The sequence below is a fragment of the Lentilitoribacter sp. Alg239-R112 genome, assembly GCF_900537175.1.
Taxonomy (GTDB): Bacteria; Pseudomonadota; Alphaproteobacteria; order Rhizobiales; family Rhizobiaceae; genus Lentilitoribacter.
Genome location: NZ_LS999833.1, coordinates 1,654,536 through 1,679,378 on the forward strand (window position 1 = coordinate 1,654,536; position 24,843 = coordinate 1,679,378).

Here is a 24,843-nt window from a genome sequence, read left to right on the forward strand (position 1 = left end):
GGAAAACATTCCTGAACCTCTTCACATTTTTGTCAGTGCATACCATATTGTTCTTATGTCAAAATCGAACAAAAATTCACCCAAATCATCCTCTGGATTTGAGGAAGCCCCACAGGCACCTTTTGAGGGCGTTCCGCTTTCGGAAAACGTATCTGATTGGGCCGATGAAATGCAAAAACTTGCTGAAGCAGAAACTGTGCCTAACCGGCGCAAAGTCGCATCCGATGCAGGCAAACATCGAAAACGTGCCGCAGCACAGCCAACTGAATCCAGATCGGCACGCGGAACGTCAATTGGTGGTACCAATGACCCTAAAAAACGCGCCGCCGCAGGTTTAAATCCTGTCGCGGGTTTAGATGTATCGGTAGAAGAAGCTGGCGTTCTGTCTGAGGGCGCAAATACTGCAACAGTTCAAGCACTCACTGATCTCATTACATCAGGAAATCCGCTCTTTAAAAATGGGAAATTATGGGCACCTCACAGACCTGAACGACCAGAAAAGTCCGAAGGTGGTCATTCGCTCAAAATGGAAACTGAGTATGAGCCTGCGGGAGATCAGCCAACAGCTATCGCCGATCTCGTTGAAGGTATAAATGAAAATGAGCAAACGCAAGTGCTTCTCGGTGTAACAGGTTCTGGTAAAACCTTTACAATGGGCAAGGTTATTGAAGAAACGCAGCGCCCCGCTATCATTTTAGCGCCCAATAAAACACTCGCAGCACAACTTTACTCGGAATTTAAAAACTTCTTCCCAAACAACGCTGTTGAGTATTTCGTATCTTACTACGATTACTACCAGCCAGAGGCTTACGTTCCGCGCACGGACACCTTCATAGAAAAAGAATCAACAATTAACGAACAAATTGACCGAATGCGTCACTCTGCGACACGAGCGCTTTTAGAGCGCGATGACGTTATCATTGTCGCGTCAGTTTCTTGTATTTATGGTATTGGTTCAGTTGAAACATACTCAGCCATGAGCTTTGAACTCTCCGTTGGTGAGCAGATTGATCAGCGGCAGTTATTGGCAGATTTAGTTGCACAACAATACAAGCGGCGAGACATGGATTTCCAACGTGGCTCATTTAGAGTACGCGGTGATACGGTAGAAATTTTTCCTGCTCACTTGGAAGATGCTGCTTGGCGCATATCCATGTTTGGTGACGAGATTGAAACCATCACAGAATTCGATCCGCTTACGGGCAAGAAATTTGGTGATCTAAAATCCGTTAAGATGTATGCGAATTCACACTATGTGACACCGCGCCCGACGTTGAATCAAGCTATAAAGTCCATCAAAGATGAACTTAAGCATCGATTGCAAGAGCTTGAAAATGCTGGACGATTACTCGAAGCACAAAGACTTGAACAACGTACACGTTTTGACGTTGAAATGATGGAAGCCACTGGTGCATGCCAGGGGATTGAAAACTATTCTCGTTACCTAACCGGGCGCGAACCAGGCGAACCGCCGCCAACATTATTCGAATATATTCCAGATAATGCATTGGTTTTCATTGATGAGAGCCACGTTACAATCCCACAGATTGGTGCGATGTACCGAGGGGATTTTCGCCGCAAAGCAACTCTTGCAGAATATGGTTTTCGCCTTCCAAGCTGCATGGATAATAGACCATTGCGCTTTGAAGAATGGGATGCGATGCGCCCTCCTACGATTGGTGTATCGGCTACGCCGGGCAACTGGGAGATGGAGCAGTCGGGAGGTGTTTTTGCCGAACAGGTTATTCGTCCCACCGGCCTGATTGATCCGCCAGTTCAAGTTCGCCCAGCAACAAATCAAGTTGATGACGTTCTTGATGAAATTCGCAAAACAGCGGACGAGGGTTATAGAACCCTTGTAACCGTGTTGACCAAACGTATGGCAGAGGACTTAACGGAATATCTTCATGAGCAAGGCGTTCGCGTTCGGTATATGCACTCTGACATCGATACTCTTGAGCGTATCGAAATCATCCGTGATCTTCGTCTTGGTGCTTTTGACGTTCTTGTCGGTATCAATTTGCTTCGCGAAGGCTTGGATATTCCCGAATGTGGTTTTGTCGCTATTCTTGATGCAGATAAAGAAGGTTTTCTCAGATCGGAAACATCACTTGTACAAACAATTGGCCGTGCCGCACGTAATGTCGACGGCAAGGTTGTTCTATACGCAGATAAAGTGACTGGCTCCATGACGCGAGCCATGGAAGAAACCGGTAGACGCCGCGACAAACAAGTTGCCTATAACGAAGCCAATGGGATTACACCGGAAAGTGTAAAATCAAAAATCTCGGACATTTTGGACAGCGTTTACGAAAAAGATCATGTGAGTGCGGATGTTACCGGAAAAGACGGCAAAGGATTTGCAAAAGAAGGCCATATGGTTGGAGCGAATCTCAAAACCCACCTTGAAGCGCTTGAAAAGCAAATGCGTGACGCAGCTGCGGACCTTGATTTTGAAACAGCAGCACGTCTTCGCGACGAGATCAAACGTCTAAAGGCAAAGGAGCTTGATATTCTGGAAAATCCGACAGCAAAGTAATATAAACCTGAAAATTACTTAAATTAGACAGCGAAAAAGTACTTTCAGACCGGGATCTGTGCGGCGAACTGTTATTCTCGGCAACGAAAACCTTTCGTCACCGGTGCGAACATGGCTTTTCTTTGTAGTTGTTGCGCTGGTATATTCAGCGTTTTCAACCAGGGTTCGAATGTTGGTATTATGAGAACCATGAGGGTAGCAAAAAGCTTTCACAGGTGCGCCAGCTGCGTCTTCAATTACCTTTTTACAATCGGTAATTTCTTGCTGTGCCGCTTCATGCGACAAGTCAGCTAAAACCGGATGGGATATCGTATGGGCACCAGCTTCATGGCCATTGTCAACCCATTCACGCATTTCCAACTCTGTCATTAGTGGTAGTTTAGGAATTTTTCGGGGGACATCCCACTGATTGCACCCTCCAATTTGGCCTGACACAAAATAATTGGTGGCCGTAAAGCCAAGATCGCCGAGTATCGGAGCCGCATTTTGCAAAACATTACGATAACCATCATCAAAAGTCAGGCCGAAAACGCGCCCTGCTTTCTTCCCCTCAAGATAAGGCATTAGATCGCAAATCGACAACCCCTGATAGCCAAACGCTTTCAGCCAGCGCATCTGCGATTCAAACCGCTTGGGATGAACACTAAGGCTTCTCGACGGCGTTCCGGTAGGCGCGGGAGGTTCAATTTTATGGTAAAGAAGAATCGGAATGGCTGACGATGGTTTAATCAACTCGTTATTTTTTTTGTCCATCATTGCAAAGTCTCTTCTATTAAGGTTTACCCCTTTCTAATGTATCTATCATCAAATGTGGATGCTGTTTAGTAATTAGCCGTACATCAACTATAGATATACAGCTGACGCCCCTCACCCGTTAAACATCACTGTCGCGCTCGAAGCGATATTCTTGAACGATAAATTGGCCGAAGAATTTCCCGTTTCAGTTTCATCAACCTATCCTTTCGTTTTTCAAGCGTTGTCCCACCGAGTGTATTAGAAATTTCCATAATACCTCCAGGAACAATTGAGTGGGGATGAACACCAGTTACCCAGTGCATCTGTAGCAAAGTATCTACCGGACGATCGAACTGCTCTGTTGTACGCAGTAATTGTTCTGCGGTGCGCCTATCGATCAGTTGCGCAACCATACCAAGACCTGTGCAGTTTGGCTTAATCAGTTGAGCCGTACCATCTTTATTGATCACTTCACCTCGTTCCCGTCCATCACGAAACGGAAAACGAATAAAGCCAGCCTCTTCAATATGTTTAACAGCTAAATCAAGGCTATCGTGAAAACTGCTTGCAGGTTGAGCATCATCTTCCATCACAAGCGCAGCATCAAGATTACTCTCTAATATTTCTCGCCATACTTTGCGGTGAGAAAGAAAACAGGAAATTTCATTGCGACTCATCACAAAGGGATATGACGGCCTGTGCAGTTTACGTCGATAGTGCGGCTCTATCTCATCCACGGTAATCGTCTGCCCATCCACAGCATCAACGATGCGCCCTTCAAAAGGCAAACCAGAGATGACATTTTTTACATGAGCACATCTTTGTTCAGCGCGCTTGAGATGAATGATAAGTGTTTCTATACGCATACGAAGCCCCCCAGCCCTATGCAAGTTCATACATACCAATACAGAATGTATTGAGTTGATATGATGATTGCAAGATTGTTACATGGCAAAGGATCTAAAACATTACCTTAATATCAAAAGGAGTGGTGGGCCCGGAGGGATTCGAACCCCCGACCAAGCGGTTATGAGCCGCCGGCTCTAACCAACTGAGCTACAGGCCCCACCTTTTACCTTTTAAGGTAGTGATGAAAACCGCTTATGCCGCACGTTTGTTCATTCGTCTAGTCCAAAAATGCGATCTTCCAAAAACTTCGCCCTATTCCGTTCACATTCTACTGCCAATTGTGTAATTGAACGCAAGGAAAACGGAGCATTTCATGACGAAGCAAAACACAACCTTTCTCGCGACAGCACTGCTGGCCAGCCTAGTCGTCGCCTCGCCTGTTTATGCTGATGAGAAAAAAGATGAGGTCGGCCTTATTAACGTCACAGGCGTTGGCACAGTGAAAACAGCTCCAGATATGGCCACAATAAACCTGACTGTTTTGCGTGAAGCTGAAACTGCAAAGGAAGCATTGCACGACAATACTCGAGCGATGTCAGATGTATTGACTGCGATGAGGCAATTTGGAATTGAGGATAAAGACCTTCAAACATCGAATTTTTCTATCAACCCGCGCTATATTTATCCAAAACATAAAGATGGCATCCAACAAGCTCCCAAAATAGTTGGTTACCAAGTCTCCAATTCTCTTACAGTCCGTATTCTTGATCTAGACAAAGTGGGTGAGATTTTAGATCAATCAATTACGCTCGGCGTAAACCAAGGTGGTAATATCATCTTTGGAAATTCAGATATTGCAGAATTGCAAATGCAAGCCCGCGCCATGGCAATGAAGAATGCGCTTAGGAAAGCAGAGGTGCTAACAAAAGCTGTTGGCGTAGATATCGGAAACATCAAACAAATAAACGAGAACTCATTTCATGCTGAGCCACAACCAATTATGCGTGCCGAAATGGCAATGGCAAAAATGGCGGATAGCGCACCGGTACCAATTGCTGGTGGCGAAAACGCCTATCGTATAACGGTAAATGTGACATTTGAAATTGAACAATAGTAAGAAAACACCTCTGGGAGATCATCCCAGAGGCTTGTAAAGCATATAAACTTAACGATATGCAATTAATGGACAACCCTTCCGATTAGCGAACACCAATTTGACTGGGTGTCCATAATTATATCCCCTAACAACCACCTTACGCTTATTTACACGTGTGATTTCACTATGGCGAACTCCGTATTTATGACGCGCCTTCTTTAGTGCTTTGCGCGGACGACAACGTTTTCTGCTGTGATGTTTGTATTTATGATATCTAGGCTGTGTGTTGTAGTAGCGGAATTGCGGTGATGAATGATGACCACCGAAATGTAATTCAAATCCAAAATTTCCAGCTGAAGCAACGGTTGCGCCTGCAAGCGATGTTGTTGCAGCTATTAAGAGAACAGCTATTGATGATTTAAGTTTAGATTGCATGACGACCTCCATGTGTTTCAATATGAGATCAAATTAACCTTGTTCTTCTGAACCCAATCGGAACCACTTGTTCATATTCCGTTCAGAAAAGTCATTACTTTTATATTCATGAAATGTGTAAAATCACATCTCTCCGATGAGGCATATTTCTATGCTCAAATAAATAGATTCCCTGCCAGGTTCCAAGGCCAAGCGAACCATTAATAATAGGGATCGAAAGCGAAACTGGCAGCAATGCAGATTTGATATGCGCGGGCATATCGTCCGGCCCCTCATATGTATGAGTTATCCACGACATCTCTGGGCTATCACTACTGGGTACGAGGCGAGAGAAAAACTCCTTCATATCCACCTGCACCTCAGGGTCAGCGTTTTCTTGAATAAGCAACGAGCATGAGGTATGGCGAACAAAAAGTGTTAGTAACCCAGCTTCAATGTTTCGCTTTCCTACAAAGCTTTTTACATCATCAGTAAACTCGTAAAGTGCTTGTCCATAGGTTTCGATGGTCAGAACTTGCTGCATATCAATCGCTCTTGATGCTCTCTTGGCCGAAAACCGTGATCGCATCCCCTTCCCTCCACAAAGGATATTTAGTCATCACCGACAAAAACAATGGAGAGCTAACGAATTGATCGAGGGCAGAAATCAGTTTTGTCCACTTCTGGGCTTCAAACCAATCAAAGTCTACATTGGCAAACTGCCTTACAAAAGGGAAGATAGCCAAATCAGCAATAGAGAATTTTGATCCCATTAGAAACGGCCCATTCTCAGATAGATGATCATTAAGTTTGAACAGAAAATCGCTAGCGTTCTGGCGAGATGTCTCTTTATCAACGCTCTCATAACGATTTGAATATTTGTAATGATCCAATTCTGATTTAAACGGTCCGTCATTTTCTGCAATTAACGACATGGCATCATCCAATGTGCCTTGTTCTGGCATCAATAAATTCATCGGGTCTGACTGGCCCAGAGCATACAGCACGATGTCAAGGCTCTCATCCACAACTTGACCATCCGTTAGAATCAAAACAGGAACGGTTCCCTTAGGTGATGCTTGCAACATTGATGGAGGTTTTTCTCGCAATATAATCTCACGCAATTCAACGCTTCGCCCGCTGGAATACAACGCTAACCGCGCACGCATAGCATATGGGCACCGTCTGAAAGAATAGAGTATAGGTAGCGATTGCAAATCATTCACCTTTGTTTTTATAACAACAATAATTTTCAAGCCGTATTCCTGACAGGATCTGCGCTCACGTCAACATTTAAGCGACGCCTCACTATTAAGTGATCTACTGGGGCACTTTGCCCTAGGGCGTTTTTCAGCCAGAATACTTATGCCTAATGCTGAGCATGGAGAATAGAATGAAAATATTTCGAATTATATTGTGGTCAGTAACAATAGCAGTTGTTGTAACTCTGGGAGTGATAAGCTTCGGATGGCAAAAAGAAACAACAACAAATAATGAACCCTATGGAGTTGCTTTTCAGCTCATCGATCAAAAAAACAACGAAATCACTGAAGCAGCGTTTCGAGAAAAGCCTACCGCTGTATTTTTTGGCTTTACACATTGTCCGGAAATTTGCCCTACCACACTATACGAACTAGATTCGTGGCTCGAGCAAGTCGATCCAAATGGTGATAAAATCTCCGCATATTTTGTATCTGTTGACCCTGAAAAAGATACCGCCGAGATTTTGGACCTTTACGTAGGTAATGTAACCAAACGCGTGACTGGTATAACCGGTGCGCCGGAAAAAATTTCGAAAATGCTCAAAGGCTTCAACATATACTTCAAAAAAATTCCATTGGATGCAAACGAACCAAATGGTGATTATACGATGGATCACACGGCCTCAATATTCCTCCTAAAGGATGGTGGGCGCTTTAAAGGTACGATTGCATATGGAGAAAACCCGGAAACTGCAATTCAGAAGCTTAAAAATTTGATCAGCGGCAGCTAGTGGTCTATGGGTTTGTGAACTTCAATGACGCAGATGCAATTTGCAAATCACTTTCACTCATTCAGGCACAATATGACCCAAACCAGGCTTTATGTAACGACTGACGAAAAAACGTCCGACTTTCTATCAGATTTATTTGAAGTAACGTTTGAAGAAGATGGTTTTGCTTCATCAACGACAGAAATTGATGAAGTCAACAAAATCTGGGAAGCGTCCGTTTATGTAAATCCCGAAGATGTACAGACCACGATTGAACGCCTTAACGAGATCTTTGCTCAAAACTCGCTTACTTTAGATATCTCGCATGAAGTACTACCAGATATTGACTGGGTTACGCACACGCTCAAAGGTTTAAAACCGGTCACTTCCGGACGTTTCATTGTGCATGGATCACATGATCGAAACTCCGTTCAGCCACATCATATTCCTGTTGAAATTAACGCAGCGCAGGCATTTGGTACAGGCCATCATGGAACAACAGCGGGTTGTTTGGAGATGATCGAGCATGTCAGCAAAACATCGCATACAAAGTTGCGTAGCACTGCACCAATTTTAGATCTAGGCACAGGGTCTGGCGTATTGGCTATTGCCGCAGCTAAATTAGCTCGTACTTATGTTTTGGCGACTGACATAGATCCGATTGCCACTAAAATTGCCGAGGAAAATGCCGTTTTAAACAAGGCTGCAAATTACATCGAATTTGCCACGGTCAATGGGTTTGCATCAAAAGTTTTTAACGAAAGAGGACCATTCGGATTGATTATTGCCAATATATTGGCACGGCCTCTTATGAAAATGGCACCCAAGATCGCAAAAAATCTTCAAACAGGCGGTACAGTCATTTTGTCGGGAATACTTGCCGAGCAGCGATGGAAGGTTTTGTCCGCCTTCAATAACCAAGGCCTTTATCATCAAAAAACGATCTGGCGAAATGGTTGGGTAACCATCGTGCTCAAATAAAAAGCGGCCCGAAAGGACCGCTCATCATACATTGTCAAATCAGATTGATTTGCCTTATACACCGTAAGGCTGATAGCCTTCTTTACGGATTTGATCACGTGTACGGCCAATAGACTTCAATGTGTCATCATCAAGTCCGATTAGAGTACCATTGACATAGCGACGAACTTGACGTTCACGTGCTGAGATCATGCTTTCGAATGCAGATTTGAATATTGAATTTGCCATTTTATCTTTTCCTTTGTGTGGATTTTGCTAACCACTGCTTACAAATTCAATATAGTGCATAATGAAAATATTTGGAGCGCTATCTCGTCAATAGAGCTATGCATAGAGAACATAGGTAGGTAAGTTGCGCCATAAGAAAACTTTTGAATGAGTCTATGAGCTTTTTCATCGCCTGAGGAATATTCATGTTTCAGAAATTTGTTACCGTCTCCAAACCAGAAACAGCATCAGCGCGTGTTGTAAAACTCCGCAACCTATTTGATGAACTGGATGTCGATGCCATCCTAGTTCCGCGCAGCGATGAATATCTGGGAGAATATGTGCCTACCTGTGCCGAACGACTAGCATGGCTCACCAGCTTTACCGGCTCTGCAGGAACAACACTTGTACTGCGAGACAAGGCGATAATCTTCACAGACGGACGGTATACATCTCAAGTCAGCAAACAATGTGATCTGGATATATTTTCAATTGAGGACCTGATAACAAATCCACCATCTAAATGGATTGAAACAAATACGTCAGGTTTAAGATTAGGGCTTGATCCTTGGACGCTTCCAGGTTCGAGCATTAAAAACCTCGAAAAAGCATTAAACGCCACCCAAGGTGAAATCGTAACTCTACGCTCAAACCCCGTGGATCAAATTTGGAATAATAAGCCAGAGGAACCTTCTGCAAAAATATCAATTCAACCAGAAAAATATTCAGGGCAATTGGCGAAGGATAAAATCGCGACAATTCGTTTAGATTTAAAAACAAAAGAATCAGATGCCGTTATTATCGCTGATCCACTATCTGTATGCTGGATTTTTAATATCCGAGGGCAAGATGTCGCCCATACGCCCCTCACCCTGTCTCGCGCGATCATATATAAGGATTCTGAATGTAAAATATTCATAGATGCAAAAAAATTAGATATGCAGACCGAAGCCTATTTAACTCAGCTTGCAGAAATCCATCCAATCGATGAGTTTGAAATAGCTCTCAAACATCTAGGCAAAGACAATGCTCATGTTCTGCTTGACCAACAGATTTCTTCACACGCTATATCAACGATACTTACTGGTAGCGGCTGCAAGGTCATAAATAAATCAGACCCCGCATTAAAACCTCGTGCCATCAAAAACAAAGCAGAAATTGATGGAGCCATCGAAGCACACAAAGTAGATGGCGCGGCACTTGTATACTTCCTAGCCTGGCTGGATGCTCAAACCCCAGAACAACTCGATGAAATTAAGGTCGCAACAAAACTTGAAAATACAAGAGAAGAAATAGGTCAGAAATTTCAAATGCCGCTCAGAGAAATTTCATTTGATACTATTTCCGGTTCAGGCCCCCATGCAGCAATCATTCACTATCGTGTGGATGAGACTAGCAATCGACAACTCAAAAGTGGTGAAATGATGCTGATTGATTCCGGTGGCCAATATGAAGCCGGTACAACAGATATCACAAGGACAATCGGGTTCGGAAACGTACCAGAAGAGCAAAAGCGCTTCTTTACGCTTGTACTGAAGGGCATGATCAATATTTCGCTTCTAAAATTCCCTAAAGGCACACGTGGTGTTGATATCGATGCTTTTGCGCGCATAGCTCTTTGGAAAGCTGGTGTGGATTATGCTCACGGAACAGGCCATGGTGTTGGCAGCTATCTATCTGTCCACGAAGGTCCACAATCAATCTCCAAGCGATCAATGGTAGAGCTTGAAACAGGCATGATTGTATCAAACGAACCTGGCTACTACCGTGATGATGCTTTTGGCATACGCATTGAGAACCTAGTTACGGTCGATGCCCCTCAGGATATTGACGGTGGCGAGATAGCTATGCTTGGCTTCAATACACTTACTCTTTGCCCAATTGACCGCAATCTAATTTTACCAAATCTGTTGAGTTCGGATGAATCGGAGTGGTTAAACAGCTATCATCAAACGGTATATGATGAACTATCCCCACTCATTGAAAATAATAAAACATTAGAATGGCTAAAGTCAGCTACAGCTAAAATTCATTAAAGGCCCAGCGCTCTTAGAAAAACAATTGATACCCACCCAATAAAGAATACCTGCAACAATGAGAATCGTAGGCTTGCAAGCCCTGCGATGAGAAGCGTAATGGTTTCTGCCCAGCCTCCTGTTACAAGTGAAGGTATGACTATTGCTGTTATAACAGCAATAGGAACTGCGTTAAGTCCTGCTTCAACACGCGGGTGGATAGTATCAAATCGTGACAAGATGATATGCCCGCCTATACGCGTAAGATAGGTTACGATCGCTGCAAAAATGATAATCCAAAAGTTGGTCGAGAAAAGAAACTCGTGCTCCATCATTCAACCTCACTCTGATCTATATTAATAGGCCAGAAAAAAGCGACCAAAACTCCGAAAAGCGCGCCCACTGAAACATGCCAAGGCGACCCAATAAAATGATATGTTGCAGCCGAGCTTAATCCGCTAATCAAAACAATTGGCAGAAATTTAGAGCGCTTACGAAATGTCATAAGGAGAGCGAAGAAATAGACAGATAAAAGAAAGGTTATTCCAAGTGCATGCGGATTTTCAATCAAACGGCCGAACAACACACCGATCCATGCTTCTATAATCCAGAATACATATAGCGGCATAGCAACCCCTATATACCACCAAAATGGTACAGCGCCCTCCACCTGCCCCTTTTGCTCAGCCATAGCAAACTGCGGATCCGTCATAAAAAATAAGGAAACATACTTCTGTGTAAAGGTCATATTATGAAGAAACCGACCTAACGTAGCCGAATAAAGAACATGACGAAAGTTAACTGCAAAAATAGAAAAAACGATTATCCAAGGTGCAATGGATTGCCCAAACAGTTCTATACCAACCATCTGACTGGCACCGGCAAAAACGAAGGCACTCATCGACACAGCCTCAAGCGCAGAAAGCCCATTATCCGAAGCAAGAGCTCCGAAAAGCAAGCCAAAGGGAGCCGCTGCCACAACGACAGGAAAGCCTTCTTTCAAACCTGTTAAAAATTGAGAAGAGTTAGACAAATAATCACCGAGTAAACAAGCAGAATCGCTTCTAGCGCTATGAGTCTACCTCACGTTATTATGTCAAACCAGAACCATATTTAATGCGTAATAAGAATATGAGACATCAAAACCGAAATATAGCAATCATTGGCTCGTCAGGCGCGATAGGTCAGGCAATAACTGAACGATTAGTTTTGGATCAATCTATTGAGCGCATTTACGCATGTTCGCGCCAAGGCAAAATGTTTCAATCTAAAAAGATAGTCTCTGCAGTGCTAGATTATAAAAATGAAGATAGCATTCACAACGCCGCTAAAATAATCGGTAAAGATAATCCGCTAGACCTAGTCATAATTGCAACTGGTTTCCTGCACAACGAAGACACAACACCTGAAAAATCAATTCAGGATCTGTCTCATCAAAACTTCATCAAAAATTTTATGGCCAACACAATTGGTCCAGCCTTAGTTGCCAAACACTTCCTGCCTTTAATGTCAAAAGAACACCAAAGTGTTTTCTCCTGCATCTCCGCGCGCATTGGCAGCATATCAGACAACCGCTTGGGCGGATGGTATGCATATAGAGCCTCAAAAGCAGCCCTGAACATGACGTTGAAAAACCTCAGCATCGAAGCATCGCGGCGCTTCAAACAAACAATTATAGTTGGCCTGCATCCAGGAACCGTGGATAGTTCCCTCTCCAAACCCTTTCAAACATTCGTACCAGATGACAAATTATTTACACCTGAATACGCAGCTGAACGCCTTATCAACGTGATTGATAATCTTGAACTTCGAGACAGCGGTAAGATATTTGCCTGGGATGGATCGATGATTGACTACTAATTAGCTTCCACAAGCTCAAACCATTCGTCCTCAGTAATCGTTTTGATACCAAAGTCCGTTGCCTTCTTGAGTTTTGATCCGGCTCCGGGACCAGCAATAAGCAAATCTGTTTTCTTGGATATGGAACCCGCTACCTTTGCGCCCATACGTTCAGCCATTGCCTTCGCCTCATCGCGCGACATTCGCTCGAGTTTACCCGTAAACACAACGGTTTGGCCAGATATAACGCTATCCCCAGAAGGCGCTTCCGCGTCAATAATATCAAGTTGAGCAACAAGATCATCTACCATTTTACGGTTTTTAGGCTCAAGAAAAAACTGCCGAAGAGCATTGATGACAGCAGGGCCAATATCATCAAGCGCAATGAACTCTTGAACAAGCGTCTCATCTCCATTTGCAATAGATGAAACCGCTGAATTAAAATCAGACCAGGTTAGGTAAGCTCGTGCGAGTGTTTTTGCTGTTGCCTCGCCAACATGGCGCACACCCAAAGCATAAATCAGTTTCTCTAATGGGATTTGACGCTTCAACTCAATGGCAGTAAAAAGTTTCTGCGCAGAAGTTTCACCATAACCATCTCGGTTTTTGATTTTGGTCAAACCCTTTGCATCCCGCTCGGCTAGCGTGAATATATCGGCAGGTGCTCTAATCGGAAGAGCATCATCATCGTAGAAATACTCAATTTGCTTCTCGCCCAGACCATCAATATCGAAAGCTTTGCGCGATACAAAATGCTTGAGGTGCTCTTTGCGCTGAAATGGACAGGCGAATTCACCAGAACATCGACGAATAACCCCCTTCTCACCACTTGCTGTTTCTTCCTGAACAACTTCAGTTTTTAACTCACACGGGCAGACTGTTGGGAAAATAAAGTCCTTGGCCCCTTCAACTGAAGATATGACTTCAAGCACCTTTGGTATCACATCACCAGCACGTTCAATTTTAACCGTGTCACCAACACGTACACCTAAGCGCTCAATCTCTTCCGCATTGTGCAAAGTTGCATTTGTTACCACAACGCCGCCAACGGTAATAGGCTCAAGTCTTGCAACCGGCGTCAGCGCACCCGTTCGACCGACTTGAATTTCGATATCATTCAAAAGAGTTTGCGCTTTTTCTGCCGGAAATTTGTGCGCAATTGCCCACCTAGGGCTACGAGATATGAAACCCAATCTCTGCTGAAGGGCTAAATCATTCACCTTATAAACGACACCGTCAATATCATAGGGCAACTTTGCGCGCTCTTGCTCAATGAAATGATAGTGATTGATAAGATCATCGACATTATCAAACCGCCTCATCAGCGGATTAACGGAGAAACCCCATTCCGCAAATTTCTCAACCATCTCCATCTGCGTTGTCGCAGGAGTTTCAGGTTTAATTTCGCCCCAAGCATACGCAAAAAACTTAAGCGGTCGAGACGCAGTTATCTTAGAATCCAACTGCCTTAACGAACCCGCAGCTGTATTACGTGGATTAACATATGTCTGCTTGCCGCGCTCCAATTGCCGCTCATTCAACGCCGCAAAATCATCGCGGCGCATGTATACCTCCCCACGAACCTCAACGACATTGGGAACATCATCGGGTAATTCCCTTGGTATATCCTGCATTGTCAAAACGTTTGCAGTTACATTTTCACCAACAGCACCATCACCACGCGTTGCAGCAGAAACAAGGTGCCCGTTTTCATATCGTAAAGACAGCGAAAGACCATCAATTTTAGGTTCAGCCGTTAATGCAATGACATCTGATGATGTGAGTGACAAAAACCTACGGATTCGAGCAGCAAAATCTTTTACATCCTGATCATTAAACGCGTTATCTAATGACAACATAGCAATTTGATGCTGGATTTTAGAAAATCCCAGAGCGACCGGTGCGCCAATTTTTTCAGATGGTGAATCCGCCCGTTTAAGTTGAGGGAATTTCAACTCAATTTCAAGATTTCGTCGCTTTAGCGCATCATATTTGGCATCGGATATCTCTGGTGCATCATTCGCGTGATAAAGCTTATCATGATGCGCCATAACCTTGGCTAAATGCTCAAGCTCGCTGGCTGCCTGCAACTCAGTCAAATCGTTGATATCTATGTTCTCAGACTCTGACATTTTCTATCCAGTATTTGACAAAAGTTTAGCCGCAGCCGCCCGCGCTTCGTCTGTAACCGTCGCGCCGGCCAACATCCGCGCAATCTCTTCCTGGCGTTCTTGCAAATCAATATCCCTTACATTCGTCGATAAAAGAACACTATCTTCGCTCGATTGGGATTTAGATATTAACAAATGGGTTTTGGCACGCGCTGCAACTTGCGGCGCATGGGTAACTGAAAGCACTTGGATTGATTTAGAAAGTGTTTCCAAGCGTGCTCCGATAGCATCAGCAACTGCGCCACCCACACCCGTATCAATCTCATCAAACACAAGCGTTGGGGCTGACCCTCGATCTGCGAGAGCAACTTTTATGGCGAGAAGAAAGCGAGATAATTCTCCGCCGGAAGCAACTTTCATGATTGGGCCTGCTCGCGTACCGGGATTTGTGCGTACATGAAACTCAATCTGATCAATGCCGTTGGCACCAGCAATTTCTTCATTAGTTTGAATATCGACAATAAATTCCGCGCGCTCCAACTTAAGCGCAGGCAATTCGGCCATAACGGATTGTGTTAATGCTTGTGACGCGTGGATACGCTTTTCCGAGAGATTACGGCTGGCAGCAAAAAAATCTGCACGTATCTGCTGAACATTATGCTCCAGCTCGTGAAGTTTATCTTCTCCCGCATCAATCGCTGCAAGATCCGAAATCATTGTTGATGCAAGTTCTGAAAGATTTGCGACCGGAACATTATATTTTCGGCTAGCTGCACGCAATGCAAAGAGCCGTTCTTCTGTATCTTCTAGCTCTTTGGGGTTAAACTCACTGTCTCGTAATGCGGCATCAACTGAGTTTTGCGCATCCGACAGTCCATCCAGCGCGCGACCAAGCGCCTCGATCGTATCATCAAGCATTCCAGGCACTTCAGCAGCTTTACGTTCCAAACGTCTTAGCAGTTGGTTCAGAGATGGTATGGGAGAATGGTGTCCACTTAGCGAATCCTGTGCCTCGGCGATATCAGAAACTATTTTTTCAGCCTTCATCATATGACTGCGGCTTTCGGCCAATTCTTCTTCTTCTCCATCCTGAGGAGAAAGCACTTCTAACTCATCGACAGACGCACGAAGCCAGTCCGCCTCCTTTGCGGCAGTCTCAATTTTTTGTCGGTGCTCCTTTAGCTGCCTATCTGCCACCTTCATGGAAGAAAACAGGCTGGCAACATCCTCACAGTCTTTCTCCAAACCCGCAAAAGCATCAAGCAGCAGACGGTGTGCATCAACATCAATAAGAGCACGATCATCGTGCTGTCCGTGAATTTCAACAAAATGTGGCCCTATGGAGCGAAGCAGGGAAATACTACAAGGTTGGTCATTTATAAAAGCACGTGATCTACCATCAGCTGATTGAACTCTGCGGATGATGATATCACCTTCATCTTCAATATCATTCTGCTTTAAAATATCACGTACGTGATGGTTTGCCGCTAGATCAAATACAGCAACTATTTGCCCTTTATCGCAACCCTGACGAACCAGATCTCCATCACCACGCCCGCCGAGAGCGAGAGCTAAACTATCTAGCAATATAGATTTACCTGCACCAGTCTCGCCCGTTAACACAGACAAACCTTCGTTAAATGATAAATCCAACCGTTCGATTAAAACGATATCACGGATCGAAAGCTGTGCAAGCATTTGTCCCCCTGCAGGCGACTAGGTTTTAAATCCGGCTGCACGTCGCGCAGCACGAGATATCCAGGAACCTCTGTTTTCCCTCGGCTCAAGACCACCAGATTGCAATAATTTGTATGAATCCGCATACCATTCGCTATCCGGGTAGTTGTGCCCAAGTACCGCAGCCGCTGTTTGCGCTTCACCTGTAAGGCCAAGGGCGAAGTAACTTTCAACCAACCTGGAAAGCGCTTCCTCAACTTGCCGCGTGTTACCATACTCCTGAACAACAACTTTATATCGGTTCACTGCTGCAACATATTCACGTCGTTCCTGATAGTAACGCCCAATTTGCATTTCTTTTCCGGCCAGCTGATCGCGAGCCTTGCGCAATTTTGCCTGTGCATCATCCACATATTCTGAATCAGGATAGCGATCTATAACTTCCTGCATAGCGCTAATTGCACGACTTGAAGCCCTCTGATCGCGCGTAACATCAGGTATCTGTCTGAAATAAGCGAGACCAATGATGTATTGAGCGTATGCGGCGTCTTGATCGTTGGGATATAAATTTAAGAAACGCTTCGCGTCGGTTATGGCCTCTTGATTGCGACCAGAGCGGTACTTCGTAAATGCATTGAGAACCAATGCTTTGCGCGCAAATTCCGAAAACGGGTGCTGCTGATCAATCTTATCAAACTTATTAGAAGCTTCTCTAAGTTTACCTGCATCCAAATTTGCTAACGCTTGATTGTATAAAAGATCAGCAGGTTCAACCGAATCAACAAGTGAATTAATGTCTATATCTGGGTCAGATTGACATCCAGCTAAAGCCATCATCAACAAAGACATGGTAATTATGCCAATAACGCGGCCTTTTTCAACGCAATGATTTAGCGTGGCTTTAAACAACATATTCAAAAAGACCTCTTTCCGCCCTAGGACTTAAAACCTTGAAAGCAATGTCTAACGGGTTTTACCAATAAAATCCATACATCAACGCTGTCATCTGCCAGCATTATTGCTTTTTTGTGGCAAAATTAGATTATCACCTGAAAGTGTTTTTATATATTGTTTTAGTAACGAGGGTTTTAAATAGTCCAAGGTGAAAAAACAGGTGCATTTACTGCAACCAATTCACCATATCCACCCTTACGGTACGATTGCGTTGTTTCAACAATCTCATAAGCATCTGTTTGTGCAAGGAGCTTACGTAAAGCGATAGAATTAAGCTTGTGCCCCCCCCGATATGATCGATAACAACCAATGAACTGAGCACCGGCGAGCGCCAAATCACCAACGGCATCTAATGTTTTATGACGAGCAAATTCATCCTTAAAACGAAGGCCTTCCATATTAATGACGTTGTCATCTTCACCAATAACCACAGAATTTTCTAATGATGAACCCAATGCATGACCGGAAGCCCATAAAAACTCAACGTCTCTCATGAAGCCAAATGTACGGGCCCGCGCAAGCTCATTGCGAAAACTATCTGATGTTACTTCACCACACCATGACTGACGACCAATAACATCCGAATTAAAATCGATATCAATTTCAAATCGTGTTCCTTCATGTGGGACAAACTCAGCCCAGGAACCGCCCATCTCTGCACGAACATGCTTCTTCACTCGAATATAACGGCGTTTTTCATCAAGATAGATTGTTCCTGTTGCATCGAGTAAATCAATAAAGACCGCCGAACTGCCATCCATAATAGGCACTTCACCGCCATCAATTTCGACAACAACATTGTCGATACCCATTGCATACAAAGCAGCCATCAAATGCTCAACTGTCGCCACAGAGCGATCAGGAGCATCACCTAATAACGTACAAAAATCCGTGGAGCCAATTTGAGAAGCAACGGCGCGAAGCGTAACAACCTCACCGCCTTCGCAAATACGGTGAAATACAATACCGGTATTCGCTTCCGCTGGGTTAAGAGTAATGGTTACATTTTGTCCAGAATGTACACCTACGCCAGACAATTTTGCAGTTTTTGCAATTGTTGCCTGAAATTCATACAAATCATTCTGCATTTATTCACACTCGCTTCAGCCTAAACGCAACGCGCTTTTAGCGAAACACCTTGTCACTGAGTTGCCGCTTACAATATCCAAGGCGTCCCCTGCCTTAAGCTAAAAATAAGCCTTATTTCGATTCTTTCCAAATCACGCTTTATTTCGAATTGTAACGCAACTGTAACATTGCATCAGAATTTCCGAATTATGCTTTAAAAACAAAACGCAACCGCTCGTAAGCGGTTGCGTCATTTCACTGAACATTTCAGTAATCTATCTCACTTGCCTTCTAAGAAAGGCAGGAATTTCAAGTTGCTCGTCTTCCGTCATTGGCGCTGGTTTTGGAGCCGCACGACCATGATCATCCATTTGAGTTGACTTTGCGGCCAAATGAGCTGGATCTTGTGTCAATGGACGACGAGGCTGAGGAGCAGCCTGTTCAACAGCCTGTTGCGCCGCAGAACCGAGATCTTCATCTCCCATTCCCAAACTTGAGCTAATGCGCTTAAACAAGCCTTTTGCACCTTTTTCCTCAGTTGGTTCAGTTCTTACAGATGCTCTCTCATTCATCTCAGCCTTCACAGTTGCTGGAAAGTCCTCTATTTGAGGCATGCGAGTTGGAGCCATCGGCATTTCTTCTGAAACTTGCGCAGCCACAGTTGGTGCCGGAGCAACAGGAGATGGTGCAACAGGTTCAGGAGCACGTAAAACAGAAGGTGTTTCAGCTACTTTCACTACAGCCTCTGTTGCCATTTCAGTTTTAGCTTCAGGCGAGAACAAACGATTACGCGGCATTTCTTCAGCTGGTGTTGCAGCCACTTCTAGCTCACGTTCAATTTTAGCCTCAGCATCGGATAGCATGCTATCCAAAGAACTTGCTTCAGATGTTTTCTCAGAAACCGTTGGAGCAGGTGCAACAACAGGCGCAGGCTCTTTCGCCTCAGTTTTCAACTGATTCATTTGAGCTTGCATTGATGCCATTGCCGGACGCATATCTGTTTCCGGACGTCCCGCCATTTGCGTGGCTGTAACATCAATACCAGTTGCAACAACAGAGACCCGAATAACACCTTCAAGTGACTCATCAAACGTCGCACCAAGTATAATATTTGCTTCCTGATCGACTTCCTCACGAATGCGCGTTGCAGCCTCATCAACTTCAAACAGCGTCATATCTCTACCACCAGTGATGGAGATCAACAGACCGCCCGCACCGCGCATTGATGTTTCATCAAGCAGCGGATTTGCAATCGCAGCTTCTGCCGCTGCCATTGCGCGACCTTCACCCGAAGCTTCACCGGTTCCCATCATGGCTTTGCCCATTTCGCGCATCACAGAGCGAACATCGGCAAAGTCTAGGTTAATTAGTCCTTCTTTGACCATCAAGTCGGTGATGCAAGCAACACCGGAATAAAGGACTTGGTCAGCCATCGAAAACGCATCGGCGAAAGTTGTGTTTTCATTGGCTATTCTGAATAGATTTTGGTTTGGAATAACAATCAGAGTATCAACATTTTTCTGAAGCTCATCAATCCCTTGATCAGCTAGACGCATGCGTCGCTGACCTTCAAAATGAAATGGTTTGGTCACAACTCCAACGGTCAAGATACCTTTTTGACGAGCAGCTTTGGCTACAACTGGTGCAGCACCAGTACCGGTACCACCACCCATTCCGGCAGTTACAAAGCACATATGCGTACCATTGAGGTGATCATTGATCTCATCAAAACATTCTTCTGCGGCTGCAGCGCCAATTTCAGGCTGTGAGCCAGCGCCCAAGCCTTCAGTCACTGCAACACCAAGCTGAATGATGCGTTCTGATTTTGACATCGTCAATGCTTGCGCATCGGTATTTGCTACAACGAAGTCAACGCCTTCTAATCCAGCAGTGATCATATTGTTAACAGCGTTTCCGCCGCCACCGCCGACACCGAACACGGTAATGCGTGGTTTAAGTTCTGTGATATCCGGCTTCTGTAAATTGATGGTCATGATAGCCGTCCCTTCCTTAGTTAATACTGCTTCGCCGCAGCAGTTTCAAAATTAAAAACTCTCTTTAAGCCAGTGCCCAACCCGAGCTAGCCGTCCGCCTGCCCCGCTTGCTGCTGACATATATGAATGAGAAGCATGAGCTTCAAAATCAGCAACTTGCGGGTAAATCATTAATCCTACTGCTGCAGAAAAGGCGGGGCCTTTTACCGCAGCAGGAAGACCTGAAACGCCAAGTGGTCGACCAATACGTACACTGCGCGCTAATATTCTTCGCGCTGTTTCCGACAAACCAGTCAACTGACTTGCGCCACCCGTTAACACTATTCGCTTCCCCACTATGGAGGCGTAACCTGACTGTTGAATACGATCGCGAACCAATTCAAGCGTCTCTTCAACACGTGCTCTAACAATCTTGGCAACCATAGCTTTTGAAACTTGTGCGGAGTGATCGTTAGAACCATCACCAATTGGCGGTATTGAAATCATATCTCGATCTTCACAAGCCGATGGAAGCGATGAACCATGCATAACTTTAATGCGCTCAGCATCTTCAAACTTAGTCGTTAAACCACGCGCCAAGTCCATTGTGACATGATGCCCACCGAGGGCAATTGCATCTGCGTGGATAAATTTACCTTCGTTGAAGACAGAAATCGTTGTCGTCCCACCGCCAAGATCGACCGCAGCACAACCCATTTCAGCTTCATCTGCAACAATTGACGCAAGACCAGAGGCATAGGGTGTGGCAACCATAGCTTCAACAGTCAAATGAGCGCGATTAATACAGAGCTCCAAATTTTTAAGAGGCGAACGATCACCACTTAATACGTGCAGATCAACACCAAGCTTATCGCCAAACATCCCTTCAGGGTCATTTATACCGCGCTCGCCATCCAGCGCATAACTTGTTGGCAATGAATGTAGTATGGATCTTTCATGACTTAGTGTGCGCTGCGTTACAAGATTGACGACATTTGAAATGTCACTTTGTGAAATCTCATGGCCACCTAAATCAACCGCAGCAGTATACACTTCACTCTTAAGCCGTCCACCGCTCACATTTACAATGAGCGAGTCAACGGTCACGCCAGCCATGCGCTCCGCAGCTTCAACGGCCAAACGAATTGAGCTTTCGACTTTTTCAAGATCCATAATCACGCCAGCTTTAATGCCGCGCGATTTTTGGTGCCCTATTCCAATGATATCAACTTTATGGGTTCGCTGAGACAAAACCTCTGCGGAAGCCAAGGGAGTCAAGCGCCCGATAAGACAAACAGTTTTAGAGGAACCAATATCCAAAACAGTCACAATACTAGGACGTTTCAAAGATAGCGGCTTTAGCCTTGGAAGCGAAGATGATTGTTTAAAGAAACTCATGAGCGTTTCTCCTTCTTCAACATCTTTGCGCGCTCTAGAAGTGCAGATTTCCGACGCTCTTGCGCCTCTGGCGTTAATCTAACCGTTACACGGTCTAACAAACGCAAATCAACTTCCGCTATATCTCTGCGCAGTAAATCCTGCTCTTGGTTCAACTCCTCAAACTGAGCCAAAGCAACATCAACATCTTTTTCAGGGAGGTTAAGCGTTACACCATTATCAAGTCGCACATCCCAACGACGCTCAGCCACACGAATGAGGGCCTTCAATTGAGTTGAAACACTTGGCCAACTGGCAAGTTTATTTAAAAACTCACTCGCACCTTGTTCTGCCCCGACGCCAACTAATAATGGAAGGCCTTGGCCAGTAACGCCATCAAAAGGCGTAATAACATCACCATCATTATCAATGAGTGACAGCTGACTACCATGCTGCCAGATCGCAAATGCTTGGCGCTCACCCAGTTTAACCTGAAGCGACGCAGGATAGATTTTGCGCAGTTCAACATGATTAACCCAAGGCAATGACATTAATTTTGCATGTGCGGCCGCTAAATCCAGCGTTAGCAGAGAAGACGTTTCGTTTAAGCCTAGCTCCTGCAATACATCAATATCAGATGTTTCAGCATTGCCGGAGATTTGAATTTCTTCGACAGCAAACCCAACCGCAGATGTCACTGTACGCATGGCCACATTGCTGTGACCACCGATAAATGTGCCGTAGCTCAAAACACCAGCAAAAAAAGCTAACGTCAAAGCAGATCCTAAATGCTTAGGAACGATAATTTCATCTAAAGTAAATCCAGCAGAATATTTGCGGGTCCGGCGAAGAACGGGACGGAACATACGATTGATAAAAGAATGCTCACCATCGCCACGATGTGCGATGCTAGCTTGAGCAGAATTTCTTTTACCTAACGAGAGCACGAAGCGTCTTCCACCATCCAATTAACAAATTCTTCAAAACTGTAACCCGCATGTTGGGCCAGCTCTGGCACCAAAGACGTTTCGGTCATTCCCGGTTGAGTATTAACCTCCAACCAAATGAGCTCTCCATCTTCGGAAAAACGATCATCAAATCGAAAATCTGACCTACTCACACCGCGACAACCAATCGCTCTATGGGCCTTCAAAGCCAATATCTCAATTTCTTGGTAAATATTTGGTAAAATTTTTGCAGGACATTGATGTTTTGACCCACCTTTTTTATATTTTGCGTCAAAGTCGTAGAAACTGGAGCCTTGTTCAAATATTTCTGTAACGCCGAGAACCCTATCACCCATCACAGCGCAGGTTAATTCGCGTCCATGCACGAATCTCTCTGCCATAATGTGATCGCCATAGGACCACTCGTTCGATTTTATGATTTGCGGTGGATGGCGTTGATTCTCTTTGACCATAACCACGCCAAAACTCGAACCTTCTGAAACTGGTTTAACGACATATGGCGGCTCAATTGGGTGTGTGGACGGAAAGTCATGCCGGTCCATGTATTTGGCCTCAGCAACTGGAATACCGTGATGACTTGCTACGATTTTCGATTGCTGCTTATCCATTGCAAGCGCCGACGCTAAAACACCTGAATGGGTATAGGGTATAGCTAAAAACTCCAGTAAGCCTTGAATAGTACCATCTTCACCAAACGGTCCATGAAGCGCATTAAAACAAACATCCGGCTTAATCTCCGTAAGAGTGTTCGAAATATCTCGATCAACATCAATGCGCGCTACTTTATGACCGACACGTTCTAACGCATTGGCACAGGCCTCGCCCGACCATAAACTAACCTGTCTTTCAGATGAAAAGCCACCATAGAGTACTGCGACATGTTTTTTTGACATACATTCCCCCAATTTTTACTGGAACTAGAAATGCTTAAACGCCGACTCACTTAGCAAATCTTTATACCATAAGAATCAGAGGATTGAGGTGAATTCAAGTTCTGTTTGATAATTCGAGGAAAAGATTAATTTCACTGTGAGACACTGTTTGTGATAAATAAAACAGGCAAACCCTATCGGGGAAACGAATTTTTCAGAGGAGCCTAAAGCAACTGACCTAAAAACGGCTCAACACTCTGGCCGGATGGGAAATCGCCTAAACGCTTGATTTCCCATTCCAATTGAACGCCAGAATTTATCAGTACTTTTTGCCTGACTGTCTCGCCTAAACGCTCTAAATCATAAGATGTCGCCTGCCCCATATTGATCATAAAATTGCAATGCATCGGTGACATTTGTGCGCCGCCGATTGTCAGACCACGACAACCCGCATCATCAACAAGCTTCCAAGCTGAATATCCCTCTGGATTTTTAAACGTTGATCCGCCTGTTTTCTCTTTGATCGGTTGAGACGTTTCTCTATGGTGCTGAACTTCATCCATAGCTTTTTGAATGTCGTCCTTTGAGGTTAGTTCACCTTCAAACACAGCTTTTGTAAAAATGAGATCACGTGATGAACCTGATTTTCTGTAGGAAAAATCCATGTCAGCATTGCTAAGAACATGCTTCGTTCCTGACCTATCTACAGCATGAATTTCTTTAACACATGAAACTGTCTCTCGGCCATTAGCGCCGGCATTCATTCGCAGTGCTCCGCCTATTGAACCCGGAATACCATGATAAAAATGCATTCCACCGATACCTGCTTCCAGCGCTTTTGCTGCCAAGCGTTTATCCGGACAAGCCGTTCCAGCGACAAGTTCAGTGTCCGAAATCTGATTAGCAAAACCAAAGCCCTTCGCCGACAAACGAATAACCACTGCATTAAGTCCACCATCACGAATAATTAAATTGGACGCCATACCGATGGGGAAAACTGGCACCTCCTGTGGCAGAAGAGACAAAAAAGCAGAAAGATCATCTTCGTCCGCAGGCTGAAACAAGATAGCAGCCGGCCCACCGGTACGAAACCAAGTGATTTGGGACATCGGCGCATTTTCTGTTATGCGCCCACGAATAACAGAGAGCTTATCGCCAAGTTCCTCTACTAAATTCGTACAATCATATCCGGCCAT

22 protein-coding genes, 1 tRNA gene and 1 pseudogene are annotated in these 24,843 nt (G+C 44.6%); 6 read left to right on the plus strand and 18 right to left on the minus strand.

What is annotated here, in order from left to right:
* Positions 1-55: 55 nt before the first annotated feature.
* Positions 56-2,536: pseudogene (uvrB, locus tag G3W54_RS08355) on the plus strand (excinuclease ABC subunit UvrB); the annotation flags it as partial.
* A 21-nt stretch (positions 2,537-2,557) separates the two neighbouring features.
* Here uvrB and G3W54_RS08360 read toward each other — a convergent pair.
* From G3W54_RS08360 to G3W54_RS08370, 3 genes are all read right to left on the minus strand, one after another.
* Positions 2,558-3,295: a polysaccharide deacetylase family protein gene (locus G3W54_RS08360; RefSeq protein ID WP_244627862.1), complete on the minus strand. Its 738-nt coding sequence runs from the start codon at positions 3,293-3,295 to the stop codon at positions 2,558-2,560.
* A 125-nt stretch (positions 3,296-3,420) separates the two neighbouring features.
* Positions 3,421-4,140 (minus strand): glycosyltransferase family 25 protein, encoded by a 720-nt coding sequence (locus G3W54_RS08365; RefSeq protein ID WP_162652620.1) that lies wholly within the window; start codon positions 4,138-4,140, stop codon positions 3,421-3,423.
* A gap of 123 nt (positions 4,141-4,263) precedes the next feature.
* Positions 4,264-4,340 (minus strand) — tRNA-Ile (locus G3W54_RS08370).
* A gap of 156 nt (positions 4,341-4,496) precedes the next feature.
* Here G3W54_RS08370 and G3W54_RS08375 point away from each other — a divergent pair.
* Positions 4,497-5,237 carry an SIMPL domain-containing protein gene (locus tag G3W54_RS08375; protein ID WP_162652621.1) on the plus strand — a complete coding sequence of 247 codons (741 nt, stop codon included), beginning with the start codon at positions 4,497-4,499 and terminating at the stop codon, positions 5,235-5,237.
* Positions 5,238-5,288: 51 nt separating this feature from the next.
* Here G3W54_RS08375 and G3W54_RS08380 read toward each other — a convergent pair whose 3' ends face one another.
* From G3W54_RS08380 to G3W54_RS08390, 3 genes are all read right to left on the minus strand, one after another.
* Positions 5,289-5,654 (minus strand): hypothetical protein, encoded by a 366-nt coding sequence (locus G3W54_RS08380; RefSeq protein WP_162652622.1) that lies wholly within the window; start codon positions 5,652-5,654, stop codon positions 5,289-5,291.
* A gap of 106 nt (positions 5,655-5,760) precedes the next feature.
* Positions 5,761-6,222: a secondary thiamine-phosphate synthase enzyme YjbQ gene (locus tag G3W54_RS08385; RefSeq protein ID WP_244627863.1), complete on the minus strand. Its 462-nt coding sequence runs from the start codon at positions 6,220-6,222 to the stop codon at positions 5,761-5,763.
* Entirely contained in the window at positions 6,179-6,889 is a 711-nt protein-coding gene (locus tag G3W54_RS08390) for a glutathione S-transferase (RefSeq protein ID WP_197742806.1), read from the minus strand. Before G3W54_RS08390 ends, G3W54_RS08385 begins: the two co-directional genes overlap by 44 nt.
* Before the next feature lie 137 nt (positions 6,890-7,026).
* Here G3W54_RS08390 and G3W54_RS08395 point away from each other — a divergent pair, with 137 nt between their 5' ends.
* Positions 7,027-7,626, plus strand: a complete 600-nt coding sequence (locus G3W54_RS08395; RefSeq protein WP_162652624.1) for an SCO family protein — start codon at positions 7,027-7,029, stop codon at positions 7,624-7,626.
* 72 nt (positions 7,627-7,698) lie between these two features.
* Complete coding sequence (locus G3W54_RS08400) at positions 7,699-8,586, plus strand: 50S ribosomal protein L11 methyltransferase (RefSeq protein WP_162653622.1); 888 nt, start codon at positions 7,699-7,701, stop codon at positions 8,584-8,586.
* A 54-nt stretch (positions 8,587-8,640) separates the two neighbouring features.
* Here G3W54_RS08400 and G3W54_RS19160 read toward each other — a convergent pair whose 3' ends face one another.
* Positions 8,641-8,814, minus strand: coding sequence for a hypothetical protein (locus tag G3W54_RS19160; RefSeq protein WP_174244218.1), 174 nt, complete (start codon positions 8,812-8,814; stop codon positions 8,641-8,643).
* Positions 8,815-8,999: 185 nt separating this feature from the next.
* Between G3W54_RS19160 and G3W54_RS08405 the strand changes: the two genes are divergently transcribed.
* Positions 9,000-10,829 carry an aminopeptidase P family protein gene (locus G3W54_RS08405; RefSeq protein WP_162652625.1) on the plus strand — a complete coding sequence of 610 codons (1,830 nt, stop codon included), beginning with the start codon at positions 9,000-9,002 and terminating at the stop codon, positions 10,827-10,829.
* Here the strand turns inward: G3W54_RS08405 and G3W54_RS08410 are convergent.
* Together G3W54_RS08410 and G3W54_RS08415 are read right to left on the minus strand one after the other, a co-directional pair.
* On the minus strand, positions 10,826-11,140 hold the full coding sequence (locus G3W54_RS08410; RefSeq protein WP_162653623.1) for an AzlD family protein: 315 nt from the start codon (positions 11,138-11,140) through the stop codon (positions 10,826-10,828). The genes G3W54_RS08405 and G3W54_RS08410 overlap by 4 nt on opposite strands.
* Entirely contained in the window at positions 11,140-11,841 is a 702-nt protein-coding gene (locus G3W54_RS08415; RefSeq protein ID WP_162652626.1) for an AzlC family ABC transporter permease, read from the minus strand. Before G3W54_RS08415 ends, G3W54_RS08410 begins: the two co-directional genes overlap by 1 nt.
* A 98-nt stretch (positions 11,842-11,939) precedes the next feature.
* On the opposite strand from G3W54_RS08415, the gene G3W54_RS08420 reads away from it, so the two are divergent.
* Positions 11,940-12,668: an SDR family NAD(P)-dependent oxidoreductase gene (locus G3W54_RS08420; RefSeq protein ID WP_162652627.1), complete on the plus strand. Its 729-nt coding sequence runs from the start codon at positions 11,940-11,942 to the stop codon at positions 12,666-12,668.
* Here the strand turns inward: G3W54_RS08420 and ligA are convergent.
* From ligA to murB, 9 genes are all read right to left on the minus strand, one after another.
* The gene (gene ligA, locus G3W54_RS08425) at positions 12,665-14,779 is read right to left on the minus strand and encodes an NAD-dependent DNA ligase LigA (RefSeq protein ID WP_162652628.1); all 2,115 of its coding nucleotides are present in this window, start codon (positions 14,777-14,779) and stop codon (positions 12,665-12,667) included. The two genes, G3W54_RS08420 and ligA, sit on opposite strands and share 4 nt — an antisense overlap.
* Positions 14,780-14,782: 3 nt before the next feature.
* On the minus strand, positions 14,783-16,456 hold the full coding sequence (recN, locus tag G3W54_RS08430; protein WP_162652629.1) for a DNA repair protein RecN: 1,674 nt from the start codon (positions 16,454-16,456) through the stop codon (positions 14,783-14,785).
* Positions 16,457-16,474: 18 nt separating this feature from the next.
* On the minus strand, positions 16,475-17,284 hold the full coding sequence (locus G3W54_RS08435) for an outer membrane protein assembly factor BamD (protein WP_244627917.1): 810 nt from the start codon (positions 17,282-17,284) through the stop codon (positions 16,475-16,477).
* Between the two features lie 239 nt (positions 17,285-17,523).
* Positions 17,524-18,477, minus strand: coding sequence for a UDP-3-O-acyl-N-acetylglucosamine deacetylase (lpxC, locus tag G3W54_RS08440; RefSeq protein ID WP_162652630.1), 954 nt, complete (start codon positions 18,475-18,477; stop codon positions 17,524-17,526).
* A gap of 255 nt (positions 18,478-18,732) precedes the next feature.
* Positions 18,733-20,451 (minus strand): cell division protein FtsZ, encoded by a 1,719-nt coding sequence (gene ftsZ, locus G3W54_RS08445; protein WP_162652631.1) that lies wholly within the window; start codon positions 20,449-20,451, stop codon positions 18,733-18,735.
* Positions 20,452-20,502: 51 nt separating this feature from the next.
* Complete coding sequence (ftsA, locus tag G3W54_RS08450; protein WP_162652632.1) at positions 20,503-21,828, minus strand: cell division protein FtsA; 1,326 nt, start codon at positions 21,826-21,828, stop codon at positions 20,503-20,505.
* Complete coding sequence (locus G3W54_RS08455; RefSeq protein WP_162652633.1) at positions 21,825-22,754, minus strand: cell division protein FtsQ/DivIB; 930 nt, start codon at positions 22,752-22,754, stop codon at positions 21,825-21,827. Before G3W54_RS08455 ends, ftsA begins: the two co-directional genes overlap by 4 nt.
* Complete coding sequence (locus tag G3W54_RS08460; protein ID WP_162652634.1) at positions 22,742-23,668, minus strand: D-alanine--D-alanine ligase; 927 nt, start codon at positions 23,666-23,668, stop codon at positions 22,742-22,744. Before G3W54_RS08460 ends, G3W54_RS08455 begins: the two co-directional genes overlap by 13 nt.
* Before the next feature lie 203 nt (positions 23,669-23,871).
* The gene (gene murB, locus G3W54_RS08465; protein WP_162652635.1) at positions 23,872-24,843 is read right to left on the minus strand and encodes a UDP-N-acetylmuramate dehydrogenase; all 972 of its coding nucleotides are present in this window, start codon (positions 24,841-24,843) and stop codon (positions 23,872-23,874) included.